General features: G+C 58.0%; 24 protein-coding genes and 4 tRNA genes. 19 read left to right on the plus strand and 9 right to left on the minus strand.

From position 1 onward, the window contains the following. The first annotated feature begins 145 nt into the window (after positions 1-145). Both rpsO and pnp read left to right on the plus strand, forming a co-directional pair. Positions 146-415 (plus strand): 30S ribosomal protein S15, encoded by a 270-nt coding sequence (gene rpsO, locus QM701_RS20185; protein WP_415168791.1) that lies wholly within the window; start codon positions 146-148, stop codon positions 413-415. A 176-nt stretch (positions 416-591) separates the two neighbouring features. Further along, positions 592-2727 (plus strand): polyribonucleotide nucleotidyltransferase, encoded by a 2136-nt coding sequence (pnp, locus tag QM701_RS20190; RefSeq protein ID WP_415168792.1) that lies wholly within the window; start codon positions 592-594, stop codon positions 2725-2727. A gap of 96 nt (positions 2728-2823) precedes the next feature. Here pnp and dksA read toward each other — a convergent pair whose 3' ends face one another. Continuing rightward, a complete protein-coding gene (dksA, locus tag QM701_RS20195) occupies positions 2824-3249 on the minus strand; it encodes an RNA polymerase-binding protein DksA (protein ID WP_415168793.1) in 426 nt (141 codons plus the stop codon). 174 nt (positions 3250-3423) lie between these two features. On the opposite strand from dksA, the gene QM701_RS20200 reads away from it, so the two are divergent. From QM701_RS20200 to QM701_RS20260, 13 genes are all read left to right on the plus strand, one after another. Further along, positions 3424-3500 (plus strand) — tRNA-Pro (locus QM701_RS20200). Positions 3501-3560: 60 nt separating this feature from the next. After that, positions 3561-3637, plus strand: a tRNA-Arg gene (locus QM701_RS20205). Positions 3638-3645: 8 nt separating this feature from the next. Next, positions 3646-3721, plus strand: a tRNA-His gene (locus tag QM701_RS20210). Positions 3722-3897: 176 nt separating this feature from the next. Further along, positions 3898-5127, plus strand: a complete 1230-nt coding sequence (locus QM701_RS20215) for a tyrosine-type recombinase/integrase (RefSeq protein WP_415168794.1) — start codon at positions 3898-3900, stop codon at positions 5125-5127. 2 nt (positions 5128-5129) lie between these two features. Next, positions 5130-5732: a hypothetical protein gene (locus tag QM701_RS20220; RefSeq protein ID WP_415168795.1), complete on the plus strand. Its 603-nt coding sequence runs from the start codon at positions 5130-5132 to the stop codon at positions 5730-5732. A gap of 66 nt (positions 5733-5798) precedes the next feature. Further along, positions 5799-6038, plus strand: coding sequence for a helix-turn-helix transcriptional regulator (locus tag QM701_RS20225; protein WP_415168796.1), 240 nt, complete (start codon positions 5799-5801; stop codon positions 6036-6038). A gap of 670 nt (positions 6039-6708) precedes the next feature. Then, on the plus strand, positions 6709-6969 hold the full coding sequence (locus QM701_RS20230; protein ID WP_415168797.1) for a DUF3077 domain-containing protein: 261 nt from the start codon (positions 6709-6711) through the stop codon (positions 6967-6969). Continuing rightward, on the plus strand, positions 6966-7277 hold the full coding sequence (locus QM701_RS20235) for a hypothetical protein (RefSeq protein WP_415168798.1): 312 nt from the start codon (positions 6966-6968) through the stop codon (positions 7275-7277). Before QM701_RS20230 ends, QM701_RS20235 begins: the two co-directional genes overlap by 4 nt. Then, entirely contained in the window at positions 7274-7600 is a 327-nt protein-coding gene (locus QM701_RS20240; protein WP_415168799.1) for a hypothetical protein, read from the plus strand. Before QM701_RS20235 ends, QM701_RS20240 begins: the two co-directional genes overlap by 4 nt. After that, positions 7597-7923, plus strand: a complete 327-nt coding sequence (locus QM701_RS20245) for a hypothetical protein (RefSeq protein WP_415168800.1) — start codon at positions 7597-7599, stop codon at positions 7921-7923. The genes QM701_RS20240 and QM701_RS20245 overlap by 4 nt, the downstream gene beginning before the upstream one ends. After that, positions 7913-8746 carry a toprim domain-containing protein gene (locus QM701_RS20250; RefSeq protein ID WP_415168801.1) on the plus strand — a complete coding sequence of 278 codons (834 nt, stop codon included), beginning with the start codon at positions 7913-7915 and terminating at the stop codon, positions 8744-8746. The genes QM701_RS20245 and QM701_RS20250 overlap by 11 nt, the downstream gene beginning before the upstream one ends. Continuing rightward, positions 8743-10311 (plus strand): YfjI family protein, encoded by a 1569-nt coding sequence (locus QM701_RS20255; RefSeq protein WP_415168802.1) that lies wholly within the window; start codon positions 8743-8745, stop codon positions 10309-10311. Before QM701_RS20250 ends, QM701_RS20255 begins: the two co-directional genes overlap by 4 nt. A gap of 690 nt (positions 10312-11001) precedes the next feature. Then, positions 11002-12357 (plus strand): phage major capsid protein, encoded by a 1356-nt coding sequence (locus tag QM701_RS20260; RefSeq protein WP_415168803.1) that lies wholly within the window; start codon positions 11002-11004, stop codon positions 12355-12357. A gap of 692 nt (positions 12358-13049) precedes the next feature. On the opposite strand, the gene QM701_RS20265 is transcribed toward QM701_RS20260, so the two are convergent. Together QM701_RS20265 and QM701_RS20270 are read right to left on the minus strand one after the other, a co-directional pair. After that, positions 13050-13463 (minus strand): four-helix bundle copper-binding protein, encoded by a 414-nt coding sequence (locus tag QM701_RS20265; protein WP_415168804.1) that lies wholly within the window; start codon positions 13461-13463, stop codon positions 13050-13052. A 124-nt stretch (positions 13464-13587) separates the two neighbouring features. Continuing rightward, complete coding sequence (locus tag QM701_RS20270; RefSeq protein WP_415168805.1) at positions 13588-14280, minus strand: Bax inhibitor-1/YccA family protein; 693 nt, start codon at positions 14278-14280, stop codon at positions 13588-13590. Positions 14281-14405: 125 nt separating this feature from the next. Between QM701_RS20270 and QM701_RS20275 the strand changes: the two genes are divergently transcribed. Continuing rightward, positions 14406-14493: transfer RNA gene (locus tag QM701_RS20275), tRNA-Ser, on the plus strand. A 242-nt stretch (positions 14494-14735) separates the two neighbouring features. Next, complete coding sequence (locus QM701_RS20280; protein WP_415168806.1) at positions 14736-15656, plus strand: DNA-methyltransferase; 921 nt, start codon at positions 14736-14738, stop codon at positions 15654-15656. Here QM701_RS20280 and QM701_RS20285 read toward each other — a convergent pair. The 5 genes from QM701_RS20285 to QM701_RS20305 form a co-directional block, all read right to left on the minus strand. Beyond that, positions 15653-16369: a hypothetical protein gene (locus tag QM701_RS20285; protein WP_415168807.1), complete on the minus strand. Its 717-nt coding sequence runs from the start codon at positions 16367-16369 to the stop codon at positions 15653-15655. The genes QM701_RS20280 and QM701_RS20285 overlap by 4 nt on opposite strands. Before the next feature lie 211 nt (positions 16370-16580). Continuing rightward, the gene (locus QM701_RS20290; RefSeq protein WP_415168808.1) at positions 16581-16829 is read right to left on the minus strand and encodes a hypothetical protein; all 249 of its coding nucleotides are present in this window, start codon (positions 16827-16829) and stop codon (positions 16581-16583) included. A gap of 12 nt (positions 16830-16841) precedes the next feature. Continuing rightward, the gene (locus QM701_RS20295; RefSeq protein WP_415168809.1) at positions 16842-17975 is read right to left on the minus strand and encodes a beta family protein; all 1134 of its coding nucleotides are present in this window, start codon (positions 17973-17975) and stop codon (positions 16842-16844) included. Between the two features lies 1 nt (position 17976). After that, a complete protein-coding gene (locus QM701_RS20300) occupies positions 17977-19203 on the minus strand; it encodes an ImmA/IrrE family metallo-endopeptidase (protein WP_415168810.1) in 1227 nt (408 codons plus the stop codon). Continuing rightward, positions 19184-19462 (minus strand): type II toxin-antitoxin system HigB family toxin, encoded by a 279-nt coding sequence (locus QM701_RS20305; protein WP_415168811.1) that lies wholly within the window; start codon positions 19460-19462, stop codon positions 19184-19186. The genes QM701_RS20300 and QM701_RS20305 overlap by 20 nt, the downstream gene beginning before the upstream one ends. A gap of 375 nt (positions 19463-19837) precedes the next feature. On the opposite strand from QM701_RS20305, the gene QM701_RS20310 reads away from it, so the two are divergent. Next, positions 19838-20479, plus strand: a complete 642-nt coding sequence (locus QM701_RS20310) for a hypothetical protein (protein WP_415168812.1) — start codon at positions 19838-19840, stop codon at positions 20477-20479. Between the two features lie 317 nt (positions 20480-20796). On the opposite strand, the gene QM701_RS20315 is transcribed toward QM701_RS20310, so the two are convergent. After that, entirely contained in the window at positions 20797-21054 is a 258-nt protein-coding gene (locus tag QM701_RS20315; protein WP_415168813.1) for a helix-turn-helix domain-containing protein, read from the minus strand. Between the two features lie 151 nt (positions 21055-21205). Here QM701_RS20315 and QM701_RS20320 point away from each other — a divergent pair, with 151 nt between their 5' ends. After that, positions 21206-21880 (plus strand): hypothetical protein, encoded by a 675-nt coding sequence (locus QM701_RS20320; RefSeq protein WP_415168814.1) that lies wholly within the window; start codon positions 21206-21208, stop codon positions 21878-21880. Positions 21881-22057: the final 177 nt, after the last annotated feature.

Raw genomic sequence — 22057 nt, forward strand, 5'->3', positions numbered from 1 at the left:
CGGGGAGTATCGCGCGCTTGCCGCCGGGGTGGCCCGGCGATATAATCCGCGCCTTGCTTCGCCAAGCGATAGGCTTGTTTTCATCAACCTGGCGCCTGCTCTATCAAACCGGGGCGGCGTCGTCATCTAGGAAAGAGAGTTTGACATGGCGATTACCGTTGCGCAGAAAGCGCAGATCATGAGCGAATACCAGCGCGCCGCCGGCGATACCGGCTCCTCGGAAGTCCAGATCGCGCTGCTGACCGCCCGCATCAACGACCTGACCGAGCACTTCAAGGCGCACGTCAAGGATCACCACTCCCGCCGCGGCCTGCTGCGCATGGTCAGCCGCCGCCGCACGCTGTTGGATTACCTCAAGCGGACGAACGTCGATTCGTACCGCTCGCTGATCCAGCGCCTCGGCCTGCGCAAGTAAGTTCGCCGGCCGAGCCGCCGTGCGGTTGGTTGACTTCCCTTTTCCTGAACACGTCGCAGCGGACAGCCCTTTCGGGTTGTCCGCTGCACTTTTTTGCAGTTTCGCCAACACGGCGTATTGATCAACCGCATGCCGGCGTCGTGGGTATGCGCAACGAACCAACTGAGAGGTAACTAATGTTTAAGATCGCCAAGAAGACTTTCACCTACGGTGCGCACCAGGTGACGCTGGAAACCGGAGAGGTCGCGCGCCAGGCCGACGCCGCCGTCATGGTGTCGATGGATGACACCGTGGTCCTGGTGTCCGTGGTCGGCTCCAAGACCGTCAGGCCGGGCCAGGACTTCTTCCCGCTGACCGTCGACTACATCGAGAAGACCTACGCCGCGGGCCGCATCCCCGGAGGCTTCTTCAAGCGCGAAGGCCGCCCCTCGGAAAAGGAGACGCTCACCTCGCGCCTGATCGACCGGCCGCTGCGCCCGCTGTTTCCGGACGGCTTCTACAACGAAGTGCAGGTTGTGGCGATGGTCGTCTCGCTCAACCCCGAAGTCGATCCGGACATCCCCGCGCTGATCGGCGCCTCGGCCGCCCTGGCCGTCTCGGGCATCCCGTTCAACGGCCCGATCGGTGCGGCGCGCGTCGGCTACCTGGACGGCCAGTACGTGCTCAACCCGACGCTCTCGCAGCTCAAGGACAGCCGCCTCGACCTGGTCGTCGCCGGCACCCAGAGCGCGGTGCTGATGGTCGAATCGGAAGCCGACGTGCTGCCGGAAGACGTCATGCTCGGCGCCGTGGTGTTCGGCCATGAGCAGATGCAGACCGTGGTCAACGCCATCAACGAGTTCGTCGAGGAAGCCGGCAAGCCCGAATGGGACTGGGCGCCCGCCGCCAAGAACGAGGAACTGGTCGCCAAGCTCAACGCCCTGGTCGAAGCCGACGTGCAGGAAGCCTTCCGCATCACCAGCAAGCAGAAGCGCACGCAGCGCCTCAACGAGATTTCCGCCAAGGCGATCGAAGCGCTGACCGCCGGCGAGGACGCGCCGGATGCCGCGACCATCGGCAACCTGCTGTTCGAAGTCGAATCGCGCATCGTGCGCGGCCGCATCCTGGCCGGCGAACCGCGCATCGACGGGCGCGACACGCGCACCGTGCGCCCGATCTCGATCCGCACCGGCGTCCTGCCGCGCACCCACGGCTCGGTGCTGTTCACGCGCGGCGAAACCCAGGCGCTGGTGGTCGCCACGCTGGGCACCGGCCGCGACGAGCAGATCATCGACTCGCTGGCCGGCGAATACCGCGAGCGCTTCATGCTGCACTACAACTTCCCGCCCTACGCCACCGGTGAATGCGGCCGCGTCGGCAGCCCCAAGCGCCGTGAAATCGGCCACGGCCGCCTGGCCAAGCGCGCGATGATCGCCGTCCTGCCGAAAACGGAGGAATTCTCCTACACCATGCGCGTGGTTTCGGAAATCACCGAATCGAACGGTTCGAGCTCGATGGCCTCGGTCTGCGGCTCCACGCTCGCGCTGATGGACGCCGGCGTGCCGCTCAAGGCGCACGTGGCCGGTATCGCCATGGGCCTGATCAAGGAAGGCAACCGCTTCGCCGTGCTGACCGACATCCTCGGCGACGAGGACCACCTCGGCGACATGGACTTCAAGGTGGCCGGCACCGACAGCGGCGTGACCGCGCTGCAGATGGATATCAAGATCCAGGGCATCACCAAGGAAATCATGCAGGTGGCGCTGGCGCAGGCCAAGGAAGCGCGCCTGCACATCCTGTCCAAGATGCAGACCGCCGTCGCCGCACCGCGCCAGGAAGTCTCCACCTACGCGCCGCGCCTCTACACCATGAAGATCAATCCGGAAAAGATCCGCGACGTGATCGGCAAGGGCGGCGCCGTGATCCGCGCCATCACCGAGGAAACCGGCACGACGATCGACATCCAGGAAGACGGCACGATCACCATCGCTTCGGTCAATGCCCAGGCCGCCGACGCGGCCAAGGCGCGCATCGAGGCGATCACCGCCGACGTCGAAGTCGGCAAGATCTACGACGGCACGGTGCTCAAGCTGCTCGACTTCGGCGCCATCGTCAGCATCCTGCCGGGACGCGACGGCCTGCTGCACATCTCGCAGATCGCCAACGAGCGCGTCAATGCTGTCGCCGACTACCTCAAGGAAGGGCAGAAGGTGCGCGTCAAGGTGCTGGAAGCCGACGAGAAAGGCCGCGTCCGCCTGTCGATGAAGGCCGTCGCCGCCGAAGCCGCCGCCGCGCCGGCAGCCCCGGCTGAGGCCGTCCCGCCGCAGCAGTAAGCGGTTGTCACCCAGCGAAAAAGGACGCCGCGGCGTCCTTTTTCGTTTGGCGGTGGCCGGCGGCGTTGCGCCGGCGATCTCGGAGAAGGTGTCCGCTTACTTGGCGACCTGTTTCTCGCGCACCTCTTCCAGCGTCTTGCAGTCGATGCACAGCGACGCCGTGGGCCGGGCTTCCAGCCGTTTGATGCCGATTTCCACTCCGCACCCGCTGCAATAGCCGTAATCGCCGCTGTCGATCAGGGCGATGGTTTCCTCGATCTTCTTGATCAGCTTGCGCTCGCGGTCACGGTTGCGCAGCTCAATGGCGATATCGGTCTCCTGGCTGGCGCGGTCGTTCGGGTCGGCGAATACCGTCGCTTCATCCTGCATGGTATGGACCGTCCGTTCGATATCCCGCATCAACTCCGCCTTGAGGGTCTCGAGGATGTTGCGGAAATGCGCCAGTTGCCTGTCGCTCATGTATTCCTCGCCCTTCTTGGGGACATAGGGGGCAAACTGTCTGGGTAGCAATTCTTCAGGCATGTTCGAAACCATCCATACGTTTTCGCAAAGAGGCGATTAAATATCAGAAATACGGCAATACTGCAAGCAATCGGGTGCCGGCGCCTGGAATGATACGGGAATCTACGCCGCATGCCGTCAATCCAATTTCTTCATTGACCTGCTTTGGCGCAATGGGTAGAATGCCGGCTTTCTCGGGGCGTAGCGCAGCCTGGTAGCGCATCTGCTTTGGGAGCAGAGGGTCGTGAGTTCGAATCCCACCGCCCCGACCAGTTTAAGAGCAGCAAAAGCGTTGCAGGCGGGATGCGAATCCCCGAAAAGCCCAGAGCCTCGTGCCCGTAGCTCAACCGGATAGAGCACCGGCCTTCTAAGCCGGGGGTTGTGAGTTCGAGTCTCGCCGGGCGCGCCAGAACAACGGCGGTGTTAGCTCAGTTGGTAGAGCATCGGATTGTGATTCCGAGGGTCACCGGTTCAAGCCCGGTACATCGCCCCAGAGCCTAGCCTCATCAAGCACCACGAGGCACCAGAAACCCCGAAGCCGCAAGGCTTTCGGGGTTTTTTGTTGCCTCAGCCAACATCATCCCGTACCATCCCAATTCATAGGTTTTGTCGGTATACGTGACGGTACACGATATTTCATTGGTATTTTTGTCGGTATACGGAGGATTTGTGGCTACCAACAAGCTGAAATCCAAGCAGGTGGAGCAGGCTAGGCCGGGCGAGAAAGCCTACAAACTGATCGACGGCGACGGGATGCATCTCCTGGTCGATACCAAAGGCGGACGGTATTGGCGACTCGATTACCGCTTCGCTGGAAAGCGCAAAACGCTCGCCCTGGGGCCTTACCCTGATGTTTCCCTGGAAAAGGCCAGGGCGGCCCGCGACGAGGCGCGCATGGCCCTTCGCGAGGGGATAGATCCCGGCGAGCGGCGCAAGGTCGGCAAGATTACCAAGGAGTACCGCGAGGCCGTCAGCTTCGAGGCGGTGGCGCGGGAATGGCACCGTGAGCTATCGCCGGGCTGGACGGCGAGCACAGCCAAGCGAAATATCCGCGTCCTCGAGCGCAGCGCCTTTCCCTGGATCGGGGAACGTCCCATTGCCGAGCTGACCGCCCCCGAGCTGCTGGCCTGCATCCGCCGCGTCAAGGATTGTGGCCGCATGGATACGGCGCACCGGTTGCGTGAGCTGGCCGGGCAGGTGTTCCGCTTTGGCATCCAGACCGGGCGCTGTGAGCGGAACATCGCCGGAGATCTGCGCGGCGCGATCCCGCCGAAGGGCAAGAAGAATTTCCCGGCGATCACCCAGCCGAAGGAGTTCGGCAAGCTGCTGCGGGCGATCTGGGGCTACTCGGGATTGTTTCACACTTGCTGTGCCTTCAAGTTGAGCGCCTTGTTCGGGCTGCGGCCAGGGGAGGTTCGTCAACTCGAATGGGCGGAGATCGATTTCGAGGAACGGCTGATCCGCATTCCCATGGGGAAGATGAAGGCACGGCGCACGCACCTGGTGCCGTTATCCGATCAGGTGATGGAGATCCTCAAGGAATTGCAGCCGCTGACCGGAAAGAATCGCTACTGTTTTCCGGGGATGCGCGATCACAGTCGGCCGATGAGCGAGAACACTATCGGTCAGGCACTGCGGCGCATGGGCTACAACACGTCATCGGAACACACCGCACACGGCTTCCGGAGTTCGTTCTCGACCATCGCGCACGGCTCCGGTCTGTGGCGGCCGGAAGTCGTCGAGGTGCAACTCGCACACAAACATGGCGACGCGGTACGCCTGGCCTATGACCGCGGCGATTTTCTCGCGGAGCGGCGTAAGCTGATGGCCTGGTGGGCGGATGAGTGCGACAAGATGCGGCAGGGGGCGGATATCATTTCCATTGAAAAGGTGGCGTAGAAATGTTTGATCCTTGGACGGCGACATTCGAGGAGGCACAAGAAGAACAGAAAAAATTGGAATCTTCTGGGAAGAATGGTTCTTCTCCTGTCGGTCCACTTTATCAGTTCGGTGGTGCGTGCAATGTTGTGCGTCTGAAAGATGAAATTGATAAAGGAGATGGGTTCGCCGTTTTAGCGGCAATTCGGGAGTGTGTAACACACGGATTGGTTGCCCCTGATTGGCTTGCTTTTGCGTTTAATCGCCGTTATGACAATGTAAATATGGCTAGGGTCGGTAGTTGGGATGATCCCAAAGCATTTGGGCGACCGTACCCAAAAGGTACGAATCTTGCCGCGCGGAGAAAGGCACGGGTAGGGCGTTTAGCAGTCTGGTTATCTGTCGTAACAAGGCGTAAAACTTCTCCGGAAACGCCGATAGACAAGGGGTTGTTTGAGGAAATTGGAAAAGCGCTCGGGTTTGGCGCTACGTTGGCTGAGCGGTACTACTACGAACAAAAGAAACTTCACATCCTTTTATTTGGTAAGAATTCCAATGCGGTTGGCATGAACCCCACTCCCACGAAAAAAGGAAAAATTGCGGGATTACTAAAAAAATCGGATTAGCGACACTGCCGCCATGCACTCACCCCACGCCATCCCGGCATGAGGGGGATCATGAAAGGAGCACGCATGGCAACGAAGAAAATCCCGCCCACCCTGGTGGCATTTAACTCCCTTCCGGATGAAGCGCTAATCGACGTCAGGTTCGTCGCGGTGCTGTTCGATTGCAGCGATAACACCGTGTGGCGGCGCGTCAAATCCGGCATGTTGCCGTCGCCGATCCGAGTATCACCCCAACAGACTCGTTGGCGTGTGGGTGGTATCCGGAAGGTACTTGCGTCCCTGGACAACTGCCAGGGGCCGGCGTGATGGCGGGGAGAACTGTTGATACGCCGAAGCGGAATCGAACACCAAGCAAACTGACACCAGCGCAGCGCCGCTTGCTGCGCGATGCGCTGTCCGCCTGTGGCGAGGCTGAGCGTTCGGCCAGGTGGAGGGTCGATCCCTCAAATCGTCCCGCCAACGTGGTTATCCTCCCAGCTTGGACTTCCGAGAGACGCGCCTTAGCATTGGATGATGCGGCTTTGGCTTTGCTGTACGCGGCTATCGCGCACCGCCTGACGCACCCTGGTACGAACCCGAAGGAAATGACGTGGCTAGGGCATCGTTGGTATTTGGTGGTACACGCATCGGGTGATCTTGAAGTTCAGGCCTATCGCGGCGTTCCCGGCGTGATATCCATCCCCATGGGGTGGGTAGCAGCCAGCATGCAAAGGGTGGCAAGACGATGATTCCCTTGACCCGCCCGGCTCGCTGGCCTGATACTGTGGGTTCTCTCAAAAACATCAGCAGCACCCCGGCACCTTTGCTGCGAAGCCGGTTTTTTTACGCCCCTCATTCCGTGAGCCGTGCACGCGCACGTCTTACCCGGTCTTTGGGGGTGTCGGGTATCCGCAAGGCCCCGGACGCGCTGATGTGCGTTGAGAGCACCCCCACCCTTTTCGGGTGGTTCTCAATCTCGAAACATCAGGAGGCCATCATGGCTGCTAGTTCTCTCCAGGGCGTTACCGTCCGCAAAGATTTTCTTTCCTGCAATCCCGAGCAAAACCTGCTCTTCTCCGTCAATTCTGGCGTGCCGGTCGAGGACGCTCTGGCAATGGCCAGTACTTTCCTTGCAGAGGCTCTTGAAGCGACTGGCGGTGACGGATGTCCGATTTTCGCGGCACGGCGGCTGACGGAGTTGGCAAAAGAGGTCATTGATTCGGTGCTCAGCAGCGCGTTGGAAGGCGGTGCCGTATGACTGCCTCGACCATCATCACCGAAATTGAAAACCTAGAATCGGTCGCTGACGGGCAACTCCAAGCGGCCTTGGCAATTATCGATGCCGCGAGAGTGCTTTGCGCCTTGGAGCGTGCGCCCGAGCATCACGATACCCACCCAAGCCACGACATCAAAACGGGCGGGGGATTCGCGCATGGGCTGAAACTGCACAATGGAACGCTTCCTACCCTACTCGCGCATGCGCATTACCTTGTGGCTATGGCGGATAACGATTACGACGTGGCGCTGGAAAAGGCGTGTGATGCGCTGAACGGGGGTGTCGCATGAAATCCGCTTCGGAAATCCGTTACGAAAGCGCGCTGGAGTTGGCCGAATGTTCCGGCATTAGTTACTTCAATCCGTTCATCGGCGGTTCAGCGGTTGAAACCTGCGAAAAGCTCAACGATGGTTTCGAAATACTGCATTACTTGATGTGCAGAGACGTATTTGAAGGTATTCGGCCGGGCCTCTCACTGTTGGTTCAAACGATGTCGGCGGCGGTGCAATTCGAGGTGGATGTCGGCCGGTTGAATGGAGATGTCGCATTAAGTCAGAGTGCCAAGAGCATTATGGGCTTGGGCGACGCGCGTCCAACGGAGGCCAAGACATGAACCGGCCGCAACACAACATCGTCGGCATCCCTGCCGGCATGACGATCGGCGAGCTGCTGCCGGTCTTCTCCGAGGTCAAGCACGAGGTGCGGATCGGCCGGCCGAACCGGGAATGCGCGAGCTGCGGCAAGCCGTTCAATGACTTGCGCAAGCGCCGCGCAATTATCCGGTTGTACCCGGCGGCTGCGCTGGTGCCCATCGTCTGCCAGTTCCATCTGTGCGGCCGGTGCTCCTATCTATACCAGAGTGGTGGCGTGGCCAAGGAGGGCATGCTGGCGACCGTGGAAGCCTACTTCAAGGGCAATGCAACGCATGGCCATTGACCCCGCCGCCAGCTTCCTGGACGCTCTCGCCGATGCCGGCTTGGCCATGCTCAAGCCGGCCGTCGTCGGCGACGGCGTTCTCCACCGCTACCGCGTCGACGGCGACAAGGCCGGCTCCCTGAACGGCTGGTACGTCCTGCACCTGGACGGCCAGCCCTTCGGGGCGTTCGGCTCCTGGAAGACCGGGCAATCCGTCACCTGGACTGCCCACCAGCCGGACACGCTCAGCCCGGCTGAGCGGGCCGCACTGGCGGCACGCTTGGCCACGGCGAAGCGCGCCCGCGATGCCGAACTGGCAAAGGTCCAGGCCGATGCCGCGGCCCGTGCCGCCCGTCTGTGGCACCAGGCGCGGCCGGCCAGCAACCAGCATCCCTACCTTGCCCGGAAGCGCGTACAGGCCTACGGCGTGCGCCTGCTGGGCGAATCCCTGGTCATTCCCTTGCGCGACGTCGCCGGCGCGCTGCACAGCCTGCAGTTCATCCTGCCCGACGGCGGGAAACGCTTCCTGACCGGCGGCCGGAAACGTGGCTGTTACTACGGTATCGGGCACCCGGACGGCGCGCTGTGCATCTGCGAAGGCTACGCCACGGCCGCCTCAATCTACGAAGCCACGGGCTACGCCACCGCCTGCGCCTTCGACGCTGGCAACCTGGAGCCGGTCGCGCGGGCGCTGCGCGGCAAGTTCCCGCAGCTGCGCCTCACCCTCTGCGCCGACAACGACGCCGGCACGTCGGGCAATCCTGGTGTCCGCCATGCCGAGGCGGCCGCGCGGGCCGTACGCGGCTTCCTGGCGGTGCCGACGTTTGCAGGGATGGAACCATGACCGGCCTGACCGATTTCAACGACCTGGCCCAAGTCGAAGGCAGGACGGCCGTAAAGCGAACCATCGACACAGCTAGGCCGGTGGCGGTGCCCGTGGCGGACATCTGGGGCGATCCGATCCTGCCGGGCGCCCGCCGGACGCCCGAAATCGAGGCGAGCATTCTGCCCGGCATCTTCGCCGAGCATGCGGACGCCGTGGCGGCCAGTACCCAGACGCCGCCGGCCTTGGCCACGATGTTCACCGTCTCGATCCTGGCTACCGTCCTGCAGGGGCGCTACGAAATCGCACCGTTCGGCGATGATTACCGGGAGCCGCTGCCGATCTGGACATGCACCTGCTATCCCGTGGGCGGACGCAAGACCGCCGTCTTCAATGCCGGCGTGGCGCCGTTGCAGCGCTGGGAGAAATTGGCCGGCGACCGTGCCCGCCCGGAAATCGCCCGGCGCTTCGCGGCGCGGGAGGTTGCCACGAAGCGCATTGAGCGCTTGAAGCAGGACGCTGCCCGCGAAGATGACGTGCAGCGGCGCGAGGCGATTCAGGACGAAATCAAGCGCGAACGGGAAGGCATGCCCGACGAGATGAAGGCGCCGCGCATCTTCACCACGAACGCCACGCCCGAACGTACGGAAGGCCTTCTCGCCGAGCAGGACGGCAAGCTGGGAATCCTGTCCGACGAAAGCGATACCTTCCTCAACCTGAGCGGCGGCCTGCGCGGCGGTATCGCCAGCCTGGACGCCGTGCTGAAAGGGCATGCCGGCTCGGCGATCCGGGTCGACCGCCAGGGCCGCGAGGCGCATCTTGATCGCCCGACCCTGAGCATGGGCCTGATCGTGCAACCGGAGAGTTTCGCCGAACTGGCGGCTGGCCGGCGCTTACGGGCGACCGGCGTCCTGGCGCGGTATCTCTACGCGATACCCAAGTCCAACATCGGCACGCGCGACGTGCGTCAGCGTGTGCCGGTGCCGCGCGCGGTCGCGGAAGGGTATCACCAGGCCGTCATGGATCTACTCCAGGGCTACGAAGAACGTGGCCGCGAACCGCGTGTACTGACCCTTGCGCCGGATGCCCTCGAACAATGGCTTGAATTCTCCGAAACCATGGAGAAGGACCAGGGCGAGGGCGGGCGTTTTGAAGCAATCACCGACTGGACATCGAAACTGCCCGGACATGCGGCGCGCCTGGCGGCGTTGTTCGCACTGGCCGCCGGTGGCCTGGAGGTGGCCGTCGTGCAGCGTGAATCCATGGAACGGGCGCTGACCCTGTGCCGGCTGCTGATTCCTCACGCCGAAGCGGCGTTCGCCATGCTCGGCGCGGATGACACAGACGCCGACGCGCTGGCCGTGCTGCGCTGGATCAGGACGGGCGAGCGCAGCGAGTTCACGCGGCGCGACGCGCAGCGAGCGATGCACGGGCGCTTCTCCAAGGTGGAACGCCTCGAGCGTGCGCTCGCCGTGCTGCGCGACAACTACATCATCAGCGGCGAAAAGAAGTCGGCGACCGGAGGACGGGCCTCTGCCTTCTACCTGGTCAATCCAAAGCTCTACACCATGAAGGTGGCGGCATGACTTCTGTCACTAAAAGCCATTTGTCAGTAGACACAAAAAATAACCTTTTTCTTTTCTTTCAAATACATACATTTCCATCCGGTGACAGTGACAGAAGTGACAAAAGGTTTCAACGCCTTGAGCGGCAAGGCTTCCAGCCATGTGACAACAGAAAACCCCGTGTGACAAAAGGGGGGCTCCGGCCAACGGCCAGACTTTTGTCACATCGCAATTTTGCAGATCACTCGGCTGTATCGCCCTGGTGGCAAAGCTTACAGACTATTGTCACTTTTGTCACTGTCACGGGATAGGTATGAAGGTGTGGAGCGGTGGAAAAGTTCAGTGCTTTCGCCTTTCTGACCGGCCGCTCCATTTTGTTCTCTCACCCGCGAAATGGATAGGGGGCGGTGCAAATCTCCAACACGTCCCGACCAAGGACCGACCGTCAAGTCTTTTTTTCTTATGCGGGGGTAATGGGAGGGGGGGTAGTAGACCAATGGACGCTATTTCAACTTATTGCATACTAATGCTCCAGCCTATAGAATCACGTCATCAACACGTCGCCCGGTTCCACGAGTCGGGTGATAGTGAGGTCCGAAAGTCGGCAAGCTTCCACGAGGCGGGCGCGCTTTCAAGCACTGTTTGTTAAATCAACAGAGCTTGGGCGCGCCCGCTTTGTTTTGCGCTCAAGCCGGTTTTAGGAGAAATAAAATGGCTTCAAACCTTCAAGAGCTGCGCCAGTACCGCGACGACCACAGTATCGAGATACTCGCCGAACTGTCAAAGAATGGCCTTAGTTTGGAAGTTGATGACAAGAACCGGAGCAAACTCGTCGCGTATCGTAACGACCTCCGCCGGGTGATCAACGGACACCGGGACAAGGCCCTTGCCATCGCAGACGCCAAGGGGCCGATCGACCCAAAAGCAAAGGCTCGTTACGATGAGTCGGTAAAAGCAATCGAAATGTTGGGCGTGCTGGTCGATCTCACCGACCACAAGATTAATCTGCTGGACATCGGCGAAGAGCATGCCGCAATCTTCGGGTTACCGTCCGCGTCCTGGAAGAACAACGGCCAGGCCGTCCGGCCGCTCGCTAGGAATGATAGGTTTGCCGACACCATCAGCGGACGGCACGAGCAAAACATCGGCTTTGGCGAGTACGTCAAGGCAATGGTTGCCGGAACGAACCGCCAGGAAATCCGCGACGCCCTGGTCGAAGGCACCGACAGTGCCGGCGGCTATACCGTTCCCCGTGTCCTGATGGCTCAGCTGATCGATGCCATGCGGGCGAAGACGGTAGCGATCCAGGCAGGGGCAATCACCGTTCCGCTGGAGACCGAGAAAACGACCATTGCTCGCCTTGATAGCGATCCGCAGGCAGGATGGCGACTTGAGCTCGGTGCGGTCGCGGAATCCAGCCCCACCTTTGGTGCCGTGACGTTTATTGCCAGAAGCCTCGCGTGCATGGTGAAGATTTCCCGCGAATTGCTCGAAGACTCGCTTAACATCGACACTGCCCTCATGACGGCGTTTGCTGGTGCAATGGCCGGCGAACTGGATCGTGTCGCGCTGTTCGGTTCTGGTGAAGCACCGGAGCCGCGGGGACTCTGCAATACGGCCGGAATCTTGGGCGTGAGCATGGGCGAGAATGGCGCGGCCATTACCAACTACGCACCGATGCTGGACGCACTTTTCGAGGTGGAGAACGCGAATGCCAGCGCCCCGACCGCGTGGGTTATGGCCCCCCGGACGAGTCGCGTTCTCAACGGGCTGACCGACAGCACGGGGCAGCCGCTGAACGCGCCGGAAGCTGTCAGCAGGATTCCCCGGCTCGTGACTACCCAGGTGCCCATCAACCAAAGCCAGGGCACTGCGCATAACGCAAGCTCCGTCATCTTGGGCGACTTCTCTCAGCTACTGATCGGCGTGCGGACTCAGCTCCGGATCGAAGTTCTTCGGGAGTTGTTCTCAAGCACTATGGAATACGCCTTCCTGGCGCACCTTCGGGCCGACATTGCGGTCGCGCAGCCCAAAGCGTTCGCTGTGATCCGGGGGGTTAAACCGTAAGATTCCCACGTCATCGCATGGGAAGGCGGCTTAGTCGTGAGTCCTGCCGTTTGCAAAGCAACCGCGACACTTTGCTGAACACACGGTTCTCCAAGCCAGTTTCATGTGTTCGAGGCAGAGACAAGCCCCAGTCCTCGGACTGGGGCGTTGTTGTTCTTGAAGTCTTTCGGCACGCGCTGTTGATGGCCGCGCGACGCCACGCTACTGCAGACGTATGGACTCGCCGTCAACGTCAGTAACCTGGATCTGGTCGCGCGGGCACTGCGCGGCAAGTTCCTGCAGTTACGCTTGCACCAACGCGGCCGGCGTTTTCGGGATAGTGGCTTCCTGGCGCTGCTCCTGTGCGCACATCCCCGCCCGCAGCACCGGAAAGCGCGACGTCTGGCGCCGTGCTCCATGAGGCGGGAAACTAATCCGACTGCGTTGTTCTGAGCGGATGAATCGGTCGAGGCTATCTACCGAAAAAACCTGTTTGGCGGTACATTTGTCGGTATACGATTTTTCCTAATTCCATGTATTCCTTGAAAAACAAGGAATACATGGAATAATTCGAAGCCGGTACATCCCCAGACAAATCCCGCGCAATCAATAGGTTGCGCGGGATTTTCTTTTGTGCGGCGGCTTGATGTTGTGGTGCATCCGGTTTTGTATCCGGAACATAAAAATCGCCTCCCTGCTGGGGTTGCGAGGCGCTATGAGGATAATGCCTCGATCGATTGAGCCGCTTCCTGGCAGAGCCGTCCGCACTCTCGGCATGCCTGGGCACAGACTGCGCAGTGTTGATGCCGTTGTGCGTGCCTGTCACATTCATCGCCACAGGCGCGACAAGCCAGGCCGCACGCCTCCAGCACTGCGCGCAGCGTCGTTCCGTTGCTGCCGGTGCGGCGCGTGGCCAGCGAACCCGCCGTCCGGCAAACGTCGGCGCAGTCCAGATTCAGTCGGATGCACCGGGTCAGCTGCTCGACCATCTCCTCGCCCAGGCAGGCATCGGCGCAGGCGATGCAGGATTGCTCGCAATCGAAGCAGGCTTCGATGCAGCGAATCAGAACGTCGTTTGTATTGCTGTGAGTGTGGGGGTGGGTACTGATCATTTGTCGGGCATGCATGGGTTTCTCCTTCAGGTCGGTCGTTTAGCGACACCTGATTGCCCGGCAAACGGTGTTCCCATGAGGGCTGAAAAAAAACGGGCAGCCGAAGCTGCCCGCCGTGTTGCGTCGCAGATTTGCCGGATCAGTCCCTGTCTCCGGAAAACGCCATCAGCAGGTTCAGCAGATGCACGAAGAGGTTGTAGATGTCCAGATAGACCGCCAGCGTCGCCGTGATGTAATTATCCTCGCCGCCATTCACGATCCGGCTGATGTCGAACAGGATGTACCCCGAGAACAGCAGGACCGCCACCGTCGAGACCGTCAGCGACAGCGCGGGGATCTGGAAGAAGATGTTCGCCAGCGACGCCAGCAGGATCACCACCAGCCCCACGAACAGGAACTTGCCCATGAAGCTGAAATCCTTCTTCGTCACGGTGGCGATGCCGGCCAGCGTAAAGAAGATCGCGCCCGTTCCGCCGGCGGCCGTGGCGATCAGCGAGGCGCCGTTGGAGAATCCGAGCGCCACCTGCAGGATGCGCGAAAGCATCAGCCCCATGAAAAACGTGAAGGCGAGCAGGAGCACGACGCCCATCCCGGAGTTCTTGGTGCGCTCGATGCCCCACATGAAACCGAAGGCAATGCCGAGAAACACCACGAAGGAAACCATCGGGCTGCCCGCGAAGAGCGTGAACCCCAGGTTGACGCCCAACACGGCGCCAGCGACGGTGGGCAGCATGGAGAACGCGAGTAACAAGTACGTATTCCGCAACACCCTGTTCTGCTGCAGCGCACTCGCCTGCGTTGCCTGATTTGTCATCGGAAATTGCGTTTGCATCGAATCCTCCTCAAATTAAGGCTAAGCCGTGTGTAAGACTACCGAAGCCACCCCCGAGTTGCAAGGAGGGGGAGTAACAGTATGTAACGTGCTATCATCCGGCCCGCCGTGGCGATGGCATGTGGGGAGGCGTGGCAGAGTGGTCGATTGCACCGGTCTTGAAAACCGGCAACGGGCAACCGTTCGTGAGTTCGAATCTCACCGCCTCCGCCAATAAAAACAAGTACTTATCGTAGTTCAATGGGCGCGCAGAGAGCTTGTAAAAAGTGATGAAAAGTTCCACTAGTCGGAGCTTTCTTCTTGGTGGCGAATTTGTACCCCGTAAGCACACCGTAACTGATCGCGGGGTATCGGCAGATTCATGCAGCCGCCGCCTAGGCCCAGCTCGGCAAGGCCAGTAACATAGCTAGAGCGGCCCATGTGGCAGGTGATAGACATGAATGAGCGAGTTAGTAATGCGAGAGGTGCTGGACTTATTTCCTGAACAAGAGACAGTCAAGATCGCTGCCAAGAACAAGCGAATCAAGGACAAGCTCGCCCCGTTCAACCTGACGGCCTACCTAGATGCCGCTCACGAGCCGTTCTTTCAATCGGCGCATGGCGCACTGTTTGACGGTGACTGCCTAGCGGTACTGCCCCACATCAAGGCGGGTTCGATTGACACCGTATTTGCTGACCCGCCCTTCAACCTGGACAAGAAGTACGGAGCCAAGGCCAAGGACAACCTTCCTGAACACAAGTATGTCGAATGGTGCAAGGCGTGGTTAGACGAGTGCATCCGGGTACTGAAGCCGGGAGGCTCCCTGTTCCTCTACAACCTGCCGCGCTGGAACATCGTCCTTGGCGCTTACCTGATGGAGAAAGGGCTAACCTTCCGTCACGACATCACGGTTTCGGTGAATTCCACAATGCCCATCGCTGGGCGGTTGTATCCGAGTCACTATTCCTTGCTGTACTTCAGCAAGGGCAAGCCGAAGACCTTCCGCAAGATACGCACGCCGATAGAGGTATGCAGACACTGCGGCGGCGAAATCAAGGACTACGGCGGTCATCGGCACGCCATGAACCCGCTGGGAGTCAATCTCAAGGATGTCTGGACAGACATTCCGCCAGTGCGGCACTGGAAGTTCAAGTCAAAGGATCGCTCTGCAAACGCGCTTTCGACCAAGCTGCTTGATCGTGTGGTTGAGATGAGTACCGTGGAAGGCGAAACCGTGCTTGACCCGTTTGGCGGGTCAGGGACTACGTTTGCAGTGTGCGAGAAGAAAGACCGCTTCTGGATCGGCATCGAACTCGACTTCGCCCAGCAGATCAAAGAGCGGCTGCTGGACGACGACATTGCCCATCACAACAACACCGACCACGTTGAGGACTAACTTTTCTGGATGAGGGCGGCCAGCATGCCTTCCGCTGCACGGCCATCCTTGCCCTTCGGAATCTTCGGGCTGTCGGTGCTCTCTCCGTCCTGCTCGATGACCACAAGCTCCAAGACACCTTCCGTCACGCTGAGGTTTTCCCACAGCGGGATATAGGGCCGGATCTCTTCAATGTTGCCGATTCGGTCGGTCAGGTATTGCGCCAGCTTCATGTTCGGCACGACCAGAACCCCGGCAATGCACTTCTTCGCCACCAAGCCCAGCGCCATCTTGTTGATGGCCCGATGGGATGAGCTGATGTTGCCGGTTTCCCATTCGACAACCACAAGCCCCTGATCGAATTGCTTTGCAGCGTCGATGTCACCCGGCCTTGTGCCTTTTCGAGATTTTCCGGTGACCCCTGTCTTGGTAGCCACTTCCCAAGGAAACTCCAGCGCCCAGCCGTCGTCCTTGAGGACTTTCATGGGCTTGGCCTTGATCGGCACGACGCCGTTACCCTGACCGGACTTCTTGCCACTCTCGGGGTGGATAGTGAAGGAGCCTGTACCTACAGGCCATTCAGCTTGCGCAATGGCTGCATGGATTTTGTCGCGGATCGCCTTCCATTCCGCCGACTGTGCAAATGCGCCCCGACTGAGCAGGACAACGGTTTCCGCAATTTTCATGAACGAGCCATAGCCAAAAGCTCGATCATAAATCTTGGGCTTCTTCAAGAGAAGAACCGCAGGCGATTTATTACGCTGCGCTTATGCCTTTCGGATGTTGCCGACCTAACCACAAGGGCAGCAATCGGTTAGCGGGCAAGCCCGAATAACTTCGTGTTTGTTGTTCCTTGCCCGCAGGCTGGCGCGCCACTACAGGCCGCCCAACGGTGCCGCGGCGGCAGTGTGGTGATCGTGGCCTATGCCGTCCCCTTAGCGCCTGCTAGCGCTCCTTGTTTGCTTGGGAAAGGACAGAAGCAGCAAGTTCCTTCGTGGTGGCAGAGTATTTTTCGCTGGTTAGTACCCTTGAGGCAACTTTCTCCATTTCCGCACCTGTTTGACGGATGTTTCCTCGCTGAGAAAGCGTGGATGCAGCAAGGCTCTTCGCAATTTGGGATGAATTATTGTTCGACAAGGTTGTGGCTGCTAATGAAGCGACCCGGCTTGACGTTTGTTTCGTATTCTTTGCCATGTTCAGTTTCCCTTAAATGGTTTCGGCGCTGGCAGCAGTAACCGACTTCTCGAACTCCATAACTTCGGCGACTGCGTATGCAATATGGTGATTGGTGTCGATAGCGATCCATGTCGTCGAATTACCGGGCTTGCCTTTCCCCAAACTGCACTGAAGAATTTCGGAGTCGCTCCAACTGAAATCGGGGCCAAGATAGTGTTGGGACTCAACGAGCTTTTTGGCGAGGTCATACATTTGACCTCCCTTAGCACCGATCTGAACCGAATGGCCGCGCACGATAAAAAAGTGTTTATCGATGGTGTGCCTAATTTTTCCGTTGGTATGTGGGGACACCACGTCTTCGCCGGTATTCGGGCTACGCACTCCATAGTCACCAAACAGCCAATTGATATGTGGATACTGAGTTCGCAGCATTTGCCACAACAACATTTCCTTCCGCAGAACCTTGCCGGTTGAATTCGGCTTCTTGACCGCACCGTCGATAGTTGGCGGTAGGGAACAACCTGCGGTGGCAATCCGCCCAAACCCGAAGGAATCAAGTTGCTCTACGATCTGCGCGCCTTGGTCAAGAATGTCCTCAATGGAAGCGTGGCTGATGTCCCCAAAATCAAGTAATACGGCGCATCGGCTTGGATCAATTTGAAGGTCGTCAAGAATCGTAGTGAGTTGCTCCTCGAAAAACTCTGGTTCTGCGGCATCTTCAATTGCATGGCTATCTAGCCGTAGGCAATAGTAGTCTTCTGGGGAAAGCTCGAGCTGCATCATCGCCGCCCTGTATTGCGTACTATCCCACCGGTCATATCCAATAACCGGGATTGCCTTGACGCCCAATGAAGCCAGTTTCCCGTAGATGTACGGAATGACATGTTCCCCTGTTTCCGTGGCCGAATTGGGAGGCCACTGGTACGCATCTACAAGGGCGCTGCTTCCCTTTCGGACTTTGGCAATGCTCTCTGCAACTTCGTCCAAGTAGGCGCAGGTGACTGCTGACGTTTCGGAGAAACGCTTCGCTTGTCTGGTTCGTTCGCTCAATCTCCCCACATCGAACAGAGGCAAAACCTTCGCTGAAACTGAGGTCTTTGAGTTCGCCAAGGCCTTCAATTCGCCTGGCTTGGCCTTGAGGATAGGGAGATATTTGGGAGCCATTTCAGACCTCTACTTCGCCACTGGTTAAGGAAAACATAGAGCGAACCTGATTTAGTCCAATCAGGTCGCCAAATACTCGGTAGTTCCCAGTTTCACGCCTCAGCCTGCCCGCGATTACCGATGGGTGGATTTTGAGTTCTCTGGAGAGTTTGTCGATTGATTCTTTGCTTGGCGCTATGAATGCATCACTGCGTTTCCAAAGCATCCTCGGGATAAACGCTTCTTTCGCCAAACGGTTGGCTTCCGCCTCGCGCCGATCCTCTGACGATGTATCAAGATCATCTAGAAATGCTTCATCTGTTCCTACATGCTTCCATAAGTGGGCAACCTCATGGAGAAGCGTGAACCAGAAGTTATCTAGGCGATCATGTCTAAGGGTGATTCCAACAATTGGCGTGCCATCAATGTCGTTCAACGCTGCGCCATCCAACAGCGTTCCCTTGAGATGCGGCTCTATCACAACGGCAATGCCATGTTTCTCAAGATACTCGACCGCCAAAAGTGGTCCGCGATCAGACCAGCTTAATTGTGCAAGCTCACGAAGAAATCCTGCGGAAAGAATAGATTTATCGAAGACTCCAAGGGTTGATTTTTTAGCTCGGGCCTTTTGAATGACACGAGCAAGCCATGCGTACAAGGCATACTGGGTTGTAGGCGAGTTGGCTTCCCCTGCCAGAGTTCTTCGAAATGATGCAGCCCCAAATTGGAGGCCTGCGTCAGCGATGAAGCTCTTGACCACATCCTCCACTGCGGTCTTCGATTTTGTAGCCAAGCTCTCTAACCAACCTCTTTTTGCCATCTCCCTGATAGGGAACTTGGACCAGTCAATTTCACCTTTTCGTTCGGTTGATTCCATGGTTGCCAACCCGATCAGCGTATCCGCAGACAGCCCTAAACCAAGAGATAGGGCGCGAATCATCTGGACGGTCAAAGGACGCTTCCGACCAAGCACCTCAGAAACGCGACTGCTCGTGCCGAAGTAGGGAACCAAATCGGCGCGCTTTAGGCCTTTCTCTTCCATCCGAAAAAGAATGGCATCAATAGGGTCCGGTGCCTCTACCGGGAATTTCGTGTTTTCATAAGCCTCAAGCAGCACCGTCAATAATTCCAGACGATCACATTGATTTGCGTCTAGCGCTCCTCCGAGGGCCATCAAGGACTGTACTTCTTCGAGGTAGCGGTGATACTGCTCCTCGGTTCTGATTACTTTAGCTTCCATAGGAACCATTTGTTTCTTCAAGTGCCGTGATGAGCGCTATTCCTTGCGGAAACGCGATCAGCAGAGAAATTGCCCGAGCGCACCCATTGACGGGGAACAGGAACCGCCCGTCCTCCATCTGTTTCACGTTCGGAAACTGAGCCCCCAACTCCGCAGGGTGCTTCCAATTTGCATTTGCCACTTCTGCTGTCCAGCTTTGAACCCATTTCTTCACCCGCTCTTCGGCGTTGCTGAGACAGCAGAGTTTTTCTCGTCCAATTAGGCGCATAAAAACTCCCAAGTTGGGAGAATCATGAACTATTCATCGCGGATTGTCAACCTCCCAAAATGGGAAAAATAAAGCCCGCCAGTTGGCGGGCTCATGGGGTGTGGTCTGGAAGGCTAGCTCTCTTAGCGATCTGGCGGCGGGAACAGTTCCCCGACAGGCGCCTGTAGTGTCTCCGCCAGCTTGACGATATTCAGCTGTCCGCGCTCAACCCCGCCCAAGTAGCTACGAGCGCCCCCGCTCTCAAGCACCTACCTGACGCCACGCCCATAGCATGGACCAACGCTTGGTTTTTATGTAGCCTATGGGCACTGTGGGTGATAGCGGAACACAGCTATCGCCTTTCTAAGACAACCAGAATTAACGACAGGAGCCGTAATGGTGATGAAAGCAAGAGCTTTGATTGGAGTGGCGTTTGCGATGTTCCTCGTGGGGTGCCAAACGCCAGGTCAGATTTCACCGGGGCGTATTTGGAGTCCGCTTGTCGGTAAAGACGAGTTCAGCGATAAAGTCACAAAGATGGTCACCGTTGGCATGGTGCGATCAAATAGTATGGTTATAACGCAGTCATTGCGGTACTACCCATTTGTTGGCGTACAGGACGGAGAACTTTATGTTGGCATCCGTTCCGGCGGTGGTTATCGCATTCCCACAGGAACAGTTCAAATTCGTGTGGATGAAAATCCGAGTTGGACAATTACGCCGGAGGAAACCCCCGTATATCTATCCCCAAGTATGCCACCGGCACCCACAGGTATGGCATCAAATCAGGAAATGGCCGATATGATCCAGAAAACACAGAATCAGGTAATGGGTAATGTCGCAAAGATCATGTCTCCCTACACCGCTGCGACGGGAGAAAAAGCGAAGGCCATCATCAAAGAAATGATTCGGGGCCGAGTTATTAAATATCGAACGATCGGCTTCAATCAAGCGGCTTCCTCGACTGGAGAAGTACAAATTGATGATTCATTCTTTTCGTCCCTTAGAGGCATAGGGATTGCTCCTGAAAGATTGTAGTAGTTTGTAAGGAAAGATAGCGGCGAGGAACAACCACAGAACTCGACAAGCAGACTGTGCGACACAACGGAGTCAAGATCGTCCCGAGTTACCATTTCTTGGCCTGACGCATTGGCACACCGGCTTTTTCTGGCCGCGCGGTGTTACCGCCACTATAGGCCCCCTGTGGTTATCGCCACCAACTAGCGGCTCGCCGTTTCGCCCCATGCGCTGCTGCGGGGCGCACACGGGCCACGCTAGCAGGTTGGCCAAGGGGGTTAGTAGGGCCGTGCAGTAATGGTCGCTTGTGGTGCCCTGCAAAGTCAGCACAAAGGTGGCTATTTGGCGATTTGCCCGAGATATTCGGCTTCCGTTTCTCGGACCAGCTCAGCCGCGGAGACTCCCAACGCCAAACCAAGGCCGATCAAGGTGGTGATGGTCGGCTGCCTTATCCCGCGTTCAAGGCGGGAAACAAACGTTCGATCCACGCCAGCACGAAAAGCAAGTTCTTCCTGAGACACGTTCAGGGCAGACCTGTAGCGCTTCAGAACGCTGCCGAATGTAGGTCCGATGTCAGGAACGTGCGAATTCGCCATGTGGCGACTTTCGCTTCATGCGTGCCTATGGGCAACGGCCTATGGGCACGTTATACTTACATTAACGAGACTCGTTCTCATCTTCTGGGCTGCTCGTGACAATCAAGTAGCAGCTGAATGTGGTTACTACAACCAATATTAAGGAGGAAATATGTGTAGCTTGTTTTTGCCACTTTTCGTCATATTGCTTGGAGCTTCTTCCATTGCAAATGCGGGGACAAAAGAACTACCCGATGATCTAAAAAAAACATTGGGTATTGAAAAACTACCTCCCGTGGAAAACAGAAAAATTGTGGGAACGTGGTTCAGTAAGGATATTGGCTGCACTCGTAGCTTTGAACAGGTCAGTCAAAAATACTTCGAAGTGATGCGTTGCAAAGACGATAGCGGGGGAGCGGATGGCTCACCTCTATCAAAAATTAATTCAAATACATTCAGACCGCTTCCTCCGCGCAGAACTGGTGATCACTACGTAATCAAAAACAATGGTGACTTAGAGGCGCGAGATAATGAAGGGCTGATTGAAACGCTACCAAAGTCCGCTGACCTGCGCCCGAGACCTGCCCCACTCCAACCACAGCCAAAATCCAGCGGACAAAGCGTCAAAAAAGAACTGCTGGCATGTACCAGTGAAGACGCTCTTGACGAGGCCTTTACTTATGCCAACAAGAAGGATTTTGAGGGGATTAAACAACTGATGCTCACGGGGAATTGCATAGTTCTTAAAGAAGGAGACCCGGTATCAGTCATTAGCCCCGGCTTTATGACTGCGACAATTCGATACCGTGGTGTGAAGCTGTATACCCCTTCCGAGGCAGTACGATAAATCACCTCATATTGCCGGCCGGGATTGACTTGTGAGAGCTGAATTAATCGCTCCACAAGGGGCTTACCTTGAATAGTTTGTTACCTTGACGTCATTTTGTGAGTCGTTGGTAAGTTGTTGTTGCATAGGCAAGGCCAAGGTTTCCCAATCGTCACAACTGAGCATTTCTGGCCACCG

The sequence above is a fragment of the Propionivibrio sp. genome (assembly GCF_047602565.1).
GTDB lineage: Bacteria > Pseudomonadota > Gammaproteobacteria > Burkholderiales > Rhodocyclaceae > Propionivibrio.

What these genes read in the sequence shown, in the direction of transcription:
- rpsO (WP_415168791.1), top strand. Translation starts at nt 146, where the DNA reads ATGGCGATTACCGTTGCGCAGAAAGCGCAGATCATGAGCGAATACCAG.
- pnp (WP_415168792.1), top strand. Translation starts at nt 592, where the DNA reads ATGTTTAAGATCGCCAAGAAGACTTTCACCTACGGTGCGCACCAGGTG.
- dksA (WP_415168793.1), bottom strand. Translation starts at nt 3,249, where the DNA reads ATGCCTGAAGAATTGCTACCCAGACAGTTTGCCCCCTATGTCCCCAAG.
- QM701_RS20220 (WP_415168795.1), top strand. Translation starts at nt 5,130, where the DNA reads ATGTTTGATCCTTGGACGGCGACATTCGAGGAGGCACAAGAAGAACAG.
- QM701_RS20225 (WP_415168796.1), top strand. Translation starts at nt 5,799, where the DNA reads ATGGCAACGAAGAAAATCCCGCCCACCCTGGTGGCATTTAACTCCCTT.
- QM701_RS20230 (WP_415168797.1), top strand. Translation starts at nt 6,709, where the DNA reads ATGGCTGCTAGTTCTCTCCAGGGCGTTACCGTCCGCAAAGATTTTCTT.
- QM701_RS20235 (WP_415168798.1), top strand. Translation starts at nt 6,966, where the DNA reads ATGACTGCCTCGACCATCATCACCGAAATTGAAAACCTAGAATCGGTC.
- QM701_RS20240 (WP_415168799.1), top strand. Translation starts at nt 7,274, where the DNA reads ATGAAATCCGCTTCGGAAATCCGTTACGAAAGCGCGCTGGAGTTGGCC.
- QM701_RS20245 (WP_415168800.1), top strand. Translation starts at nt 7,597, where the DNA reads ATGAACCGGCCGCAACACAACATCGTCGGCATCCCTGCCGGCATGACG.
- QM701_RS20250 (WP_415168801.1), top strand. Translation starts at nt 7,913, where the DNA reads ATGGCCATTGACCCCGCCGCCAGCTTCCTGGACGCTCTCGCCGATGCC.
- QM701_RS20255 (WP_415168802.1), top strand. Translation starts at nt 8,743, where the DNA reads ATGACCGGCCTGACCGATTTCAACGACCTGGCCCAAGTCGAAGGCAGG.
- QM701_RS20260 (WP_415168803.1), top strand. Translation starts at nt 11,002, where the DNA reads ATGGCTTCAAACCTTCAAGAGCTGCGCCAGTACCGCGACGACCACAGT.
- QM701_RS20265 (WP_415168804.1), bottom strand. Translation starts at nt 13,463, where the DNA reads ATGCATGCCCGACAAATGATCAGTACCCACCCCCACACTCACAGCAAT.
- QM701_RS20270 (WP_415168805.1), bottom strand. Translation starts at nt 14,280, where the DNA reads ATGCAAACGCAATTTCCGATGACAAATCAGGCAACGCAGGCGAGTGCG.
- QM701_RS20280 (WP_415168806.1), top strand. Translation starts at nt 14,736, where the DNA reads ATGCGAGAGGTGCTGGACTTATTTCCTGAACAAGAGACAGTCAAGATC.
- QM701_RS20290 (WP_415168808.1), bottom strand. Translation starts at nt 16,829, where the DNA reads ATGGCAAAGAATACGAAACAAACGTCAAGCCGGGTCGCTTCATTAGCA.
- QM701_RS20295 (WP_415168809.1), bottom strand. Translation starts at nt 17,975, where the DNA reads ATGGCTCCCAAATATCTCCCTATCCTCAAGGCCAAGCCAGGCGAATTG.
- QM701_RS20300 (WP_415168810.1), bottom strand. Translation starts at nt 19,203, where the DNA reads ATGGTTCCTATGGAAGCTAAAGTAATCAGAACCGAGGAGCAGTATCAC.
- QM701_RS20305 (WP_415168811.1), bottom strand. Translation starts at nt 19,462, where the DNA reads ATGCGCCTAATTGGACGAGAAAAACTCTGCTGTCTCAGCAACGCCGAA.
- QM701_RS20310 (WP_415168812.1), top strand. Translation starts at nt 19,838, where the DNA reads ATGGTGATGAAAGCAAGAGCTTTGATTGGAGTGGCGTTTGCGATGTTC.
- QM701_RS20315 (WP_415168813.1), bottom strand. Translation starts at nt 21,054, where the DNA reads ATGGCGAATTCGCACGTTCCTGACATCGGACCTACATTCGGCAGCGTT.
- QM701_RS20320 (WP_415168814.1), top strand. Translation starts at nt 21,206, where the DNA reads ATGTGTAGCTTGTTTTTGCCACTTTTCGTCATATTGCTTGGAGCTTCT.